Annotated in this window: 8 protein-coding genes and 2 tRNA genes; all 10 read right to left on the reverse strand. The window is 62.7% G+C overall.

Going from position 1 to position 12,446, the window contains the following annotated elements; all coding sequences use genetic code 11:
• Positions 1–117: 117 nt before the first annotated feature.
• Positions 118–193 (reverse strand) — tRNA-Gly (locus AB7F11_RS19275).
• Between the two features lie 97 nt (positions 194–290).
• Positions 291–2,723: an endopeptidase La gene (lon, locus tag AB7F11_RS19280; RefSeq protein WP_428289987.1), complete on the reverse strand. Its 2,433-nt coding sequence runs from the start codon at positions 2,721–2,723 to the stop codon at positions 291–293.
• Positions 2,724–2,823: 100 nt separating this feature from the next.
• Positions 2,824–4,089, reverse strand: a complete 1,266-nt coding sequence (clpX, locus tag AB7F11_RS19285; protein WP_428289986.1) for an ATP-dependent Clp protease ATP-binding subunit ClpX — start codon at positions 4,087–4,089, stop codon at positions 2,824–2,826.
• Between the two features lie 139 nt (positions 4,090–4,228).
• Positions 4,229–4,846: an ATP-dependent Clp endopeptidase proteolytic subunit ClpP gene (gene clpP / locus AB7F11_RS19290; protein ID WP_428289985.1), complete on the reverse strand. Its 618-nt coding sequence runs from the start codon at positions 4,844–4,846 to the stop codon at positions 4,229–4,231.
• Positions 4,847–5,025: 179 nt separating this feature from the next.
• Complete coding sequence (tig, locus tag AB7F11_RS19295; protein ID WP_428289984.1) at positions 5,026–6,336, reverse strand: trigger factor; 1,311 nt, start codon at positions 6,334–6,336, stop codon at positions 5,026–5,028.
• A gap of 71 nt (positions 6,337–6,407) precedes the next feature.
• Positions 6,408–6,494, reverse strand: a tRNA-Leu gene (locus tag AB7F11_RS19300).
• Between the two features lie 107 nt (positions 6,495–6,601).
• Positions 6,602–7,246, reverse strand: a complete 645-nt coding sequence (locus AB7F11_RS19305) for an aspartate/glutamate racemase family protein (protein WP_428289983.1) — start codon at positions 7,244–7,246, stop codon at positions 6,602–6,604.
• Positions 7,247–9,838, reverse strand: coding sequence for a TRAP transporter permease (locus tag AB7F11_RS19310; protein WP_428289982.1), 2,592 nt, complete (start codon positions 9,836–9,838; stop codon positions 7,247–7,249).
• A gap of 113 nt (positions 9,839–9,951) precedes the next feature.
• A complete protein-coding gene (locus AB7F11_RS19315) occupies positions 9,952–10,926 on the reverse strand; it encodes a TAXI family TRAP transporter solute-binding subunit (RefSeq protein WP_428289981.1) in 975 nt (324 codons plus the stop codon).
• A 147-nt stretch (positions 10,927–11,073) separates the two neighbouring features.
• Positions 11,074–12,426, reverse strand: coding sequence for an aspartate aminotransferase family protein (locus tag AB7F11_RS19320; protein ID WP_428289980.1), 1,353 nt, complete (start codon positions 12,424–12,426; stop codon positions 11,074–11,076).
• Positions 12,427–12,446 lie beyond the last annotated feature (20 nt).

Below are 12,446 nucleotides of genomic sequence, written 5' to 3' on the forward strand. Positions count from 1 at the left end.
AACCGGATTTGCAATCCGGGGCATAACCGCTTTGCTATCGCGCCATCAGGATCGGCACGTGGAGCGCCGAACTGAAACTCTGACAAAAAAGGGAAGCAGAGCTTCCCTTTTTGAATCTGGAGCGGGAAACGAGACTCGAACTCGCGACCTCAACCTTGGCAAGGTTGCGCTCTACCAACTGAGCTATTCCCGCATTTTTTTCGTTGGCACTGCGTTGATTCAGTGTTCGCCGAAAACCAAAATTATAGCGTAAAAAATCGGGCTCTTTCAAGCCCGATTTGATTTTTTGATCAGTGCTTCACGGCGTCCGGGGGAGGCGCCGGCGTGCGCACGGAAGCGGCCGCAATCTGCGCCGCCACCTCTTCTTCGGTCAGCGGCACGGGCAGACGTTCGAGCGCAATCGCAAGCACCTTGTCGATCCACTTCACCGGCACGATCTCCAGGCCCTCTTTCACGTTGTCTGGAATCTCGGCCAGATCCTTTACGTTCTCTTCCGGAATGATCACGGTCTTGATGCCGCCTCGAAGTGCTGCAAGCAGCTTCTCTTTCAGGCCACCGATGGCCGTGACCTCGCCGCGAAGCGTGATCTCGCCGGTCATGGCCACGTCCGCACGCACCGGGATGCCGGTGATGGCGGACACCAGTGCGGTCGTCATGGCCGCGCCGGCACTCGGGCCGTCTTTGGGAGTGGCGCCATCGGGCACGTGAATGTGAATGTCCCGCTTGTCGAACTGCTCGTCTTTGATGCCCAGCATGTGTGCGCGGCTGCGCACCACCGTTCGTGCCGCCTCGACCGATTCCTTCATCACGTCGCCAAGCGAGCCGGTGCGCGTGATGACGCCCTTGCCCGGCATGATGGCGACTTCGATGGTCAGCAGATCGCCACCCACCTCGGTCCAGGCCAGGCCCACGACCTGACCCACCTGGTTCTGCGCCTCGGCACGACCGTAGTTGTACTTGCGGACGCCCAGGAACTCGCTGAGGTTGTCGGCCGTCACCACCACGGTGGGCGTGTACTTCTTGAGCAACAAACCCTTGACGACCTTGCGGCAGATCTTGGAGAGATCGCGTTCCAGCGAACGCACTCCGGCTTCGCGGGTGTAGTAGCGAACGACGTCGCGCACGGCATCCTCGCGCACTTCCAGCTCACCCTCTTTCAGCCCGTTGTTCTTGAGCTGCTTGGGCAGCAGGTAACGCATGGCGATGTTGACCTTCTCGTCCTCGGTGTAACCCGAGAGGCGGATCACTTCCATGCGGTCCAGAAGCGCCGGAGGAATGTTCATCGAGTTGGAGGTCGCCACGAACATCACGTCGGAGAGATCAAAATCGACCTCGACGTAGTGATCACCAAAGGTGTGGTTCTGCTCCGGGTCCAGCACTTCCAGCAACGCGCTCGACGGGTCGCCCCGGAAGTCGGTGCCTAGCTTGTCGATCTCGTCGAGCAGGAACAGCGGGTTGCGCGTGCCCACCTTGGACAGGCTCTGCAGCACCTTGCCTGGCATGGCGCCGATGTAGGTGCGGCGATGCCCGCGGATCTCGGCCTCGTCGCGCATGCCACCGAGCGCCATGCGCACGTATTTGCGACCCGTGGCCTTGGCCACCGACTGGCCGAGCGAGGTCTTGCCCACGCCAGGCGGCCCCACCAGGCACAAAATGGGCGCCTTGACCTTGTCCACGCGCTGCTGCACAGCAAGGTATTCAAGGATGCGGTCCTTGACCTTCTCCAGCCCGTAGTGGTCTTCGTTGAGCACCGCCTCGGCGTGCGCGAGGTCGTGCTTGATCTTGGTGCGCTTGCTCCATGGCAGCGCCACCAGTGCGTCGATGTAGTTGCGCACCACGGTGGCCTCGGCCGACATGGGGGACATCAACTTGAGCTTCTTGAACTCGGCGTCGGCCTTCTTCCGAGCCTCGGCGGGCATCTTGGCCGCCTTGATCTTCTTCTCGATCTCTTCAATGTCGGCGCCCTCTTCGCCTTCACCCAGTTCCTTCTGGATCGCCTTGACCTGTTCGTTGAGGTAGAAGTCGCGCTGGTTCTTCTCCATCTGGCGCTTCACGCGTCCACGGATCTTCTTGTCGACGTTGAGGATGTCGACCTCGCGCTCGAGCTGCTCGAACAGGTTTTCCAGCCGCTTGTTGACCGGATCCAGGTCAAGAACGACCTGCTTGGACTCCAGCTTGAGCGGCAGGTGCGCAGCAATGGTGTCTGCCAGGCGACCCGGGTCGTCGATGCTGGAGATGGAGGTGAGGATCTCGGAAGGGATCTTCTTGTTGAGCTTGACGTACTGGTCGAACTGCTGCATCACGGCGCGGCGCAAGGCTTCCAGTTCATTGGACTGCGTGTCGGCCTTTTCCACGCCGGGATCGACCGGGCTCACGCTGGCCACAAAATGCGTTTCACCGTCCTGTATGGCGAGCACCTTGGCGCGCTGCACGCCTTCGACCAGCACCTTCACCGTGCCATCGGGCAGCTTGAGCATCTGCAGGATGGTGGCCACGCAGCCCATCTCGAACATGTCGTCGGTGGACGGCTCGTCCTTGGCAGCGGCCTTTTGCGCCACCAGCATGATGCGACGCTCGGACTCCATCGCGGCTTCCAGCGCCTTGATGCTCTTGGGGCGACCCACGAACAGGGGAATCACCATGTGCGGGAACACGACCACGTCGCGCAGAGGCAGCAACGGGAGTTCAACCGGCGAACTGGGCAATGGGGTTTGTCCGGACATGTCAACCTCGACTAAAACGGGTAAATGGGGTTGGTGCGGGCGATCTCAACCGGACGCATCGACCACTTCAGCGCGCTTCCAGGGCGCGCGGGTGGACCATTCAGGCCTGCTTGGCCGCTTCGCGGTACACCAGCAGGGGCGGCTTGTTCTCATCAATGGTGGACTCGTCGACCACCACCTTCTCCACATTGCTCATGCCCGGCAGATCGAACATGGTGTCGATCAGCGCGTTTTCCAGGATCGAACGCAGTCCGCGCGCGCCTGTCTTGCGCGCCAGCGCCTTGCGGGCAATCGCCTTGAGCGCCGTGGGGCGCACTTCCAGCTCCGCGCCTTCCATGGCCAGCAGCCGGGCGAACTGTTTGACGACCGCGTTCTTGGGCTCGGTGAGGATTTCGACCAGCGCGTCCTCGCTGAGTTCCGCCAATGCAGCGATCACCGGCACGCGGCCCACGAGCTCGGGAATCAGTCCGAACTTGATCAGGTCTTCCGGCTCGATCTCCTGGAACGCCTCGCTCACGCTGCGCTGTTGCTTGCTCTTGACGGTGGCACCGAAACCGATGCCCGAAGCTTCGGTGCGGTTGTCAATGATTTTCTCCAGCCCGGCAAACGCGCCACCGCAGATAAAGAGAATGTTGGTGGTGTCCACCTGGAGGAAATCCTGGTTCGGGTGCTTGCGGCCGCCCTGCGGCGGCACCGAGGCCATGGTGCCCTCGATGAGTTTGAGCAAGGCCTGCTGAACGCCCTCGCCCGACACGTCACGGGTGATCGACGGGTTGTCGGACTTGCGCGTGATTTTGTCGATTTCGTCGATGTAGACAATGCCCTGCTGGGCACGCTCGACGTCGTAGTTGCAGCTCTGGAGCAGCTTGGCCACGATGTTTTCAACGTCCTCGCCCACGTAGCCAGCTTCGGTCAGGGTGGTGGCGTCGGCCATCACGAAAGGCACATTGAGCATGCGCGCCATGGTCTGGGCCAGCAGCGTCTTGCCCGATCCGGTGGGACCGATGAGCAGGATGTTGCTCTTGGCCAGTTCCACGTCGTCCTTGCGGGCCGTCTGCTTGTGGCGCAGGCGCTTGTAGTGGTTGTAGACCGCCACGGCCAGCGCGCGCTTGGCGGGCTGTTGGCCGATGACGTAGTTGTCCAGGTTTGCCTTGATCTGCGCCGGCGTGGGCACGTCATCGCCCGAGGCCTTGACCGACTCGAGACCGGGCAACTCATCGCGAATGATGTCGTTGCACAGGTCGATGCACTCGTCGCAAATGAACACCGAAGGACCGGCGATCAGCTTTTTGACCTCGTGCTGGCTCTTGCCACAGAAGGAGCAATAGAGCGCTTTTTCACTGGAGGCGGCTTTTTTGTCGGCCATAGGTTGGGGGGCTCGGTAAAGCGATGACAACAATGATAGTTCAAGGGCGAGGGGCGACAAACGGCGGAAAAGCGCCGGATTTGGCACGATGTCCGTCATTTACCGCTCCTGCGGGGGCCATCCGGCCCGCAGCGGTGCTTCAGGGTGTGCCGGGACGCTTCTCGATCACCTTGTCGATCAGGCCGTAATCCTGGGCTTCGCTGGCCGTGAGGAAGTAGTCTCGCTCGGTGTCCTGCTTGACCTTTTCGAGGGGCTGGCCCGTGCGCTCGGCCAGGATACGGTTCATCTGGTCCTTGGTGCGCAGAATGTCGCGGGCGTGAATCTCGATATCGGTCGCCTGGCCACGCGCGCCACCCAGCACCTGGTGGATCATGATCTTGGAATTCGGAAGCGAAAAGCGCTTGCCCTTGGCACCGGCGGCCAGCAGGAAGGCGCCCATGCTCGCGGCAAAGCCGCAGCACAGCGTGGACACGTCGGGCTTGATGAAGTTCATCGTGTCGTAGATCGCCATGCCGGCGGTCACGCTTCCGCCAGGGGAGTTGATGTAGAAGGAGATGTCCTTGTCGGGGTTTTCACTCTCCAGGAACAGCAGCTGCGCCACCACGAGGTTGGCGGTCTGGTCGTTCACCTCACCCACCAGGAAAATCACGCGCTCCTTGAGCAGGCGCGAATAGATGTCGTAGGAGCGCTCACCGCGGCCCGACTGTTCGATGACCATGGGCACCATGCCCAAACCTTGAATGTCCATTGCGCTCATGCGTTTCTCCATGTATTGATGCTTGCCATGTCACTACTGTAACCAACCCGCCTCGGCCATCACCCGCTTCGGCACAAGACCGGAACAGACGCAGGGCCACGGAACCTGCCAGATGGGGGGTGGAGCGGAAAAAGAAAGGGCGGATCGCTCCGCCCTTTGACTGTCACCCGCCAGGACGATCAGGCCTGGGCCATCAGCTCGTCGAAGCTGACCGACTTTTCGGTCACTTGAGCTTTGGCCAGCACGAATTCCGTGACGTTGTTCTCGATCACGATGGCCTCGACTTCGGCCATGCGGCGGTTGTCGCTCTGGTACCAGCGCACCACGTCGGCGGGCTTTTCATAGGAAGCTGACAGCTCCTCGATGTGGGCCTTGATCTGCTCGGGCTTGGCGTGCAGTTCGTTGGCACGCACGAGCTCAGCCACCACCAGGCCCAGGCGCACGCGGCGCTCGGCCTGCGGACGGAAGAGCTCTTCGGGGATCGGGGCCTTGTCGGCATCCTTCACGCCACGCTGCTTGAGGTCGGCGCGGGCGCCTTCCACCAGGCGGTCCAGTTCGGACTGGACCACCGACTTGGGCAGGTCCAGTTCGGCCTTGGAGATGAGGGCGTCCATCACGGCCTGCTTGTTGCGGGCCTGCAGGCGGAACTTGACTTCGCGTTCGAGGTTCTTGCGGATGTCGGCGCGAAGCCCTTCCACGGTGCCCTCGGCAATGCCGAGCGACTTGGCCAGAGCCTCGTCCACTTCAGGCAAGTGCGCGGCCTCGAGCTTGTTGACCGTGACCAGGAAGTCGGCGGTCTTGCCGGCGACATCCTTGCCGTGGTAGTCGGCCGGGAAGGCGAGCGGGAAGGTTTTGGACTCGCCGGTCTTCATGCCGCGCACGGCGTCTTCGAATTCCTTGAGCATCTGGCCATCACCCACGATGAACTGGAAGGCTTCCGCCTTGCCACCTTCAAACGGCTCTCCGTCGATCTTGCCGCTGAAGTCGATGGTGGCACGGTCGCCGTCCTGGGCGGCCTGATCCTGGGCGCGTTGCGCGAAGGTGCGGCGCTGCTTGCGCAGGATGTCCAGCGTGCGGTCGATGGCGGCGGCGTCCACCTCGGCGGCGACTTTCTCCACGGTGGCAGTGGACAGGTCGGCGATCTTCACCTCGGGGTAGACCTCGAACACGGCGTCGAAAGTCAGCTGGCCTTCGGGTGCGCCTTCCTTCTCGGTGATCTTTGGCTGGCCGGCCACGCGCAACTGCGCCTCGTTGGCAGCGCTGGCAAAGGCCTCGCCCACCTTGTCGTTCATGACCTCGTAGTGCACCGAGTAGCCATAGCGCTGGGCCACCACGTTCATGGGCACCTTGCCTGGACGGAATCCGTCCATCTTCACGTCGCGGGCAATGCGCTTGAGTCGGTTGGACACTTCGTTCTGGATCACATCGGCCGGCAGCGTCAGCGTGATCTTGCGCTCCAGCTTCTCCAGGGTTTCAACGGTCACGGTCATGGTTCTCTCCAAAAGGGTGTCGGTCAACCAGCCTGCCTGGCGGACCCGGGGAAATGTCTTTGTCTGTGGTGTGGTGCGCGGGGGGGGACTCGAACCCCCACACCATTGCTGGCGTCAGGACCTAAACCTGGTGCGTCTACCAATTTCGCCACCCGCGCGCCTCGTAGAGGGTTTCCGACGCAGCAATGGGTTCGCTGAGCGGCCGGTTGTCCACTTCACGGCAACCTTAGATTGTAGCCGCTGTGTTTCTCCTCGCCCGGCCCGCTCAGGCGCCCAGGCGTTGGCGCAACACCCGCACCGCGCTCCCGGGGGTGGTGAGCACGGGCAGGCCTGTGGCCTTGTGCACGGCGCGCTGGGCGCGTGCCATGCTGAACTGGGCCAGGGCGATCAGATCGCAGCCCTGCCCCGCCAGCCAGTGAGCGGCTTCCACCACGCGTTCGTCGTGGCCCGCGTCATCGCCCCGGTTCAGGGCATCCATGGCGCCCTCGGCCAGGCAGGTGACGAGCTCGGTGCCAGCCGGGAACTCCTGTGGCATGGACACCAGCGTGGGTGCGAACGAGGCCACCAGCCCGATGCGGCCGCCGCGCGCCACCGCTTCGGCCACCATGGCCTCGTTGGGTTTGAGCACGGGCATGTGCGGCCGGCGCGCGGCCACCGCCTCGATGCACGGCCCGAAGGCCGAGCAGGTGAAGAGGATCGCCTTCGCACCCGTGCTTTCGGCGTACGCCGCGAGCGTTTCGAATCGTCGGTGCATGGCCTCGTCCAGGCCTTTGCCACTGCTGGCGAGATCGGCAGAGAGGCTGTCATCCTGCAGATTCATGCGCACCGCCTCGGGCCAGGCGCGCGCCATCTCCTCGTTGATCGGCGCGACCGAGTGCGACAACGCGTGGATCAGGGCAATGCGCACCAATCAGGTCCCCACCGCTGCCGCCGACGCCGACTTGCGTGGCCTGCGAATGCGCTGCAGGCCAATCACGATCATCAGCAACAACACGGCAGGAATGAACATCCACTCCTTTTCGGGCCGATCGGCAGGCACCTCCGCAGAGACGATTCGGTACCCCTGCTCGATGCCGAGCTTTTCGGCAGGGCTGCCAAACTTCACGCCGGAAATGAGCAACTCTTCGCCTTGGGCCACCACGCTCACGCCCGAGCTTGCAAGTCGCTCGCGCGCACTGCCTTGCGGCCCCAGCGGCAACAGCACGCCCTTGCGAATGTCGTCGCCATTCAGGTTCGTTCCTTCGATCCAAAGTCGCTTTCCTGAATTGGCTGGCGCTTCCTCGATCAGTTGATTCATCCTGGCGGCGGGCACCGTGTCGTAGGGCGGGTAAATCATGTCCCACCAGAAGCCCGGTCGAAACAGAGTGAACGTCACCAGCAGCAACGCCAGCGTCTCGTACCAGCGCGAACGCACCAGGAAGTAGCCCTGCGTGGCGGCAGCGAAGACCAGCATGGCCACGATGGCACTGCCCACCGTCAATATCAGGTGGAACGGACCCGTGAGCCCAATGAACAGAAGCTGTGTATTGAAGATGAAGAGGAACGGCAGGATCGCCGTGCGCATGCTGTAGGCGAAGGCGGTGATGCCGGTTTTGATCGGATCGGCCCGCGCAATGGCGGCCGCTGCAAATGAAGCCAGACCTACCGGGGGCGTGACGTCGGCCATCAAGCCGAAATAGAACACGAAGAGGTGGACCGCAATGAGCGGCACGATCAGGCCGCTTTGCGCCCCGAGCTCGACCACCACCGGCGCCATCAGGGTGGAGACCACGATGTAGTTGGCCGTGGTGGGCAGACCCATGCCGAGGATCAGGCTGATGAGCGCCACGAGCACCAGCATGAGCATCAGGTTGCCACCCGAAAGCAGCTCCACCAGCTCGGTCATGACCAGGCCGACGCCGGTGAGCGAGACAGTGCCCACGATGATGCCCGCTGCGGCTGTTGCCACGCCGATGCCGATCATGTTGCGCGCGCCGGTGGCCAGGCCATCGACAAGGTCGGCAAAGCCCTGGCGCGTGGCCGCGCCCATGCCGACGTCCCCCCGGAAGGCTGCCACGATGGGCTTCTGGGTGACCATGACGAAGATCATGAACATCGTGGCCCAGAACGCCGAGAGTCCCGGCGACATCTGCTCCACCATCAGGCACCAGATCAGCACCACCACCGCCAGCAGGTAGTGCAGACCCGATTTCACCGTGGGGCCGGTTTCGGGCAGTTCGAACACGGGTGCGTTCGGATCATCGAGTTCAAGTTGAGGTTGCTTCGATCCAAACCACAGGAGACCCACATAGGAAGCCAGCAGCCCGAGCCCCACCACCCAGACCGCGGCGTCACCCATCACCGTCTTGATCCAGCCGATGCCCCAGTACACGACCCCGGCCAGGACGAAAAAGCCCGAGACGGTCAGTGCAAACGCCAGCAGCCGGGATCCCGCGGACCCGGTTCCACGTCGGGGCAATCCGACCATATTGGCCTTCAGTGCCTCCAGATGAACGATGTACAGCAAGGCCATGTAGGAAATGATGGCGGGCAGGAAGGCGTGCTTCATCACCTCGATGTAGGGAATGCCCACGTACTCCACCATCAGGAACGCCGCCGCGCCCATCACCGGCGGCATGATCTGGCCGTTCACCGAACTGGACACTTCGACGGCGCCCGCCTGATCCGGCCTGTAGCCCACCCGTTTCATGAGTGGAATGGTGAACGTGCCGGTGGTGACGACGTTGGCAATCGACGAGCCCGAGATGATTCCGGTGGCGGCAGACGACAGCACGGCTGCCTTTGCGGGCCCTCCACGCATGTGGCCCAGCAACGCAAAAGCCGATTTGATGAAGTAGTTGCCCGCGCCCGCCTTGTCCAGCAGTGAGCCAAACAGGACAAACAGAAAGATGAAGCTGCTGGACACGCCAAGCGCAACACCGAAGACGCCCTCGGTCGTCAACCACTGGTGGCTCATCGCGCGATTGAGCGAGAAGCCCCTGTGAGCAATCATGTCGGGCATGTAAGGGCCGCCGAAGGTGTAGATGAGAAACACCACCGCCACCACCACCATGGGCAGGCCCAGCACTCGGCGCGTGGCCTCCAGCAGAAGCACCATGCCGACTGCGGCCGTGTAGACATCCATGTCCGTGGGCTGCCCTGGGCGCGTAGCCAGCTGGTTGTAGAAGAGAAACAGGTACGCCGCACAAAACGCCCCTGCAATGGCGAATACCCAATCAGTCACCGGCACATAGGCCCTGGGCGATCGTTTGAACGCCGGGTAGGCCATGTAAGCCAGGAAAATCGCGAAGGCAAGATGAATGGCGCGCGATTCCGTGTCGTTGAACACCAGCACGCCCAGGCTGAAAGGAAGAGGCGAGGCAATCCACAACTGGAACAGCGACCAGGCAATCGCCATGTACAGAAGAAACCGGCTCATCCAGGGACCCGGGGCACGGCCACCGGTGTCGTTGTCGGCCACCAGTTGATTGACATCCACCTCAGGTGCGGCAGGGGTGTTCATGCGGTCCTCTTGTTCTCGTTTTGTTTGATCTGCGTTGAAAACAAAAAAGCCCTGACGAGTCAGAGCTTTCCTGCGTGCGTCAGTCCGTCAAGACATCGGCTCCGGAAGGTGGATTACATCCAGCCTTTTTCCTTGTAATACTTCACGGCACCGGGGTGCAGCGGAGCCGACAGGCCGTCCTTGATCATGGCCTTGGGATCGAGGGCACCAAAAGCCGGATGCAACTTCTTGAATTCGTCGAAGTTCTCGAACACCGCCTTGACCAGCTCGTACACGGCCGCATCCGACACCTTGGCAGAGGTCACGAACGATGCCAGCACGCCGTAGGTGGGCGTGGGGTTGGGGTGACCCGCGTACAGGCCGCCCGGAATGTTCACCTTGGCGTAGTAGCTGTTGGCAGCCACCAGCTTGTCCACTGCGGCACCGGTCATGGGCACCAGTTTGGCGCCACAGGTGGTGATGGGGTCCTGGATGTTGGCACTGGGGTGACCCACACCATAGAAGAAGCCGTCAATCTTGTTGTCGCAAAGGGCAGCTCCGTGTTCATCGGCCTTGAGCTCTGCGGCCAGGCCGAAGTCAGAGACCTTCCAGCCGGCCGCCGTCAGGTACTCCTCCATGGCAGCGCGCGTGCCGGAGCCAGGGTTGCCGATGTTGAAGCGTTTGCCTTTGAGGTCATCGAATTTGGCAATGTTGGACTCTTTGCGCGAGAGCACGGTGAAGGGCTCGGGGTGGATGGAGAACACCGCGCGGAGGTCGGCGTGCTTGCCATCCTTCTCGAATTGCTTCGCGCCGTTGACTGCGTTGTACTGCACGTCCGACTGCGAGACACCGAAATCGAGCTCACCCGCCTTGATGGTGTTGATGTTCACGACCGAGCCACCCGTGGACTCCACCGAGCAGCGGAAACCGTGCTTGGCGCGGTCTTTGTTGACCAGACGGCAGATTGCGCCGCCTGCGGCGTAGTACACGCCGGTGACACCGCCGGTGCCGATGGTCATGAACTTCTGCTGGGCCTGGGCCGGCGCCGTGGGAGCCATCAGCGCGGCGGCGGTGGCCATGGCGCTCAGACAGAGTTGGAATTTTTTCATGGTTGAAGCTCCTGCAGTTTTCTGCGTGGTTGAACAATCGTGGCGCCCCTCAAGGACGTTCCCCGATGCCTTCGAATCCTAAGGCAAGCATCGTGCCGGCCTCGGGCTCCGGGCATAGTGTTTACCCCAGAAGGGTATGCAAATGCGTCATGAAGTCAATTGGGCGTCGGCCTGAGCCACCGCGAGGTCGATCGCGCTGGCCAGACGATCGACGATCTGCTCCAGTTCGCCCGGCGTGCTGATGAAGGGCGGCGCCAGCAACACGTGGTCGCCGCAGCGACCATCCACCGAGCCGCCCATGGGGTAAACAAGCACGCCATTTGCCATGGCCTTGCTCTTGATGCTGGCGTGCAGCTTGTGCGAGGGGTCGAACCACTGCTTGCTTTCGCGCTCGGCCACCAGCTCGATGCCCCAGAAAAGACCACGCCCTCGGATGTCGCCAACGTGTGGATGGTCGCCGAAGGCCTGCTGCAGCAAACTGTGCAGATGTGCACCACGTTCGCGCACCTGGGCCAGCAGGCCATCGCGCTCGATGACGCGTTGTACCGCCAGCGCCGCCGCGCAGGCCACGGCGTGCCCGAGGTAGGTGTGTCCGTGCTGGAAGAGTCCGCTGCCTCGGCGGAACGCATCGACCAGTTTGCCCTGAGCGAGCACGGCGCCAATGGGCTGGTAACCGCCGCCCAGGCCCTTGGCGATGGTGAGCAGATCGGGCACCACGCCGTCCTGTTCGCACGCGTGCAGGGTGCCGGTGCGCCCCATGCCGCACATCACCTCGTCCAGGATCAGCAGGATGCCGTGGCGGTCGCAGACCTCGCGCACGCCCTTCAGGTAGCCAGGCACGGGTACCAGCACGCCCGCCGTGGCGCCGCCCACGGTCTCGGCCACGAAAGCCATCACCGTGTCGGGGCCCAGCTGCTGGATGGCCTCTTCCAGCTCGATCACCAACCGCTGGCCGTATTGCTCGGGTGTTTCGCCATCACGGCGGTCGCGGTATTCGTAGCAGGGCGAGACGTGCTTCACCTCGATGAGCAACGGTTTGAACTGCTCGCGCCGCCATGCATTGCCACCCACGGCCAGCGCACCCAGGGTATTGCCGTGGTAGCTCTGCCGCCGGGCGATGAAGTGCCGCCGCTGCGGCTGGCCGATCTCCACAAAATACTGTCGCGCCATCTTGAGCGCCGCTTCAACCGCCTCCGAACCGCCGCTGACAAAGTACGCGTGGCTCATGCCCGCCGGGGCGGTGTCGATCAGCACGCTCGCCAGCTCCTCGGCCACCTCGGTGGTGAAAAAGCTGGTGTGCGCGTAGGCCAGGCGATCCATCTGCGCATGCATGGCCGCGAGCACGTCCGGATGGCCATGTCCCAGGCAGGAAACGGCTGCGCCGCCGGAGGCGTCGAGGTAGCTCTTGCCCTGCGCATCCGTCAGGGTGATGCCCCGCCCGCTCACCGCCACAGGCAGGTCGTGACGAAGCTGGCGGTGAAAGACACGGGTGGGTTTCATTCTGCGGTGTGCCAAGGTGA

This window comes from Hydrogenophaga sp. (assembly GCF_050250835.1).
Taxonomy (GTDB): Bacteria; Pseudomonadota; Gammaproteobacteria; order Burkholderiales; family Burkholderiaceae_C; genus Hydrogenophaga.

What these genes read in the sequence shown, in the direction of transcription:
- tig (WP_428289984.1), bottom strand. Translation starts at nt 6,336, where the DNA reads ATGACCGTGACCGTTGAAACCCTGGAGAAGCTGGAGCGCAAGATCACG.
- AB7F11_RS19315 (WP_428289981.1), bottom strand. Translation starts at nt 10,926, where the DNA reads ATGAAAAAATTCCAACTCTGTCTGAGCGCCATGGCCACCGCCGCCGCG.
- AB7F11_RS19310 (WP_428289982.1), bottom strand. Translation starts at nt 9,838, where the DNA reads ATGAACACCCCTGCCGCACCTGAGGTGGATGTCAATCAACTGGTGGCC.
- AB7F11_RS19320 (WP_428289980.1), bottom strand. Translation starts at nt 12,426, where the DNA reads ATGAAACCCACCCGTGTCTTTCACCGCCAGCTTCGTCACGACCTGCCT.
- clpP (WP_428289985.1), bottom strand. Translation starts at nt 4,846, where the DNA reads ATGAGCGCAATGGACATTCAAGGTTTGGGCATGGTGCCCATGGTCATC.
- clpX (WP_428289986.1), bottom strand. Translation starts at nt 4,089, where the DNA reads ATGGCCGACAAAAAAGCCGCCTCCAGTGAAAAAGCGCTCTATTGCTCC.
- lon (WP_428289987.1), bottom strand. Translation starts at nt 2,723, where the DNA reads ATGTCCGGACAAACCCCATTGCCCAGTTCGCCGGTTGAACTCCCGTTG.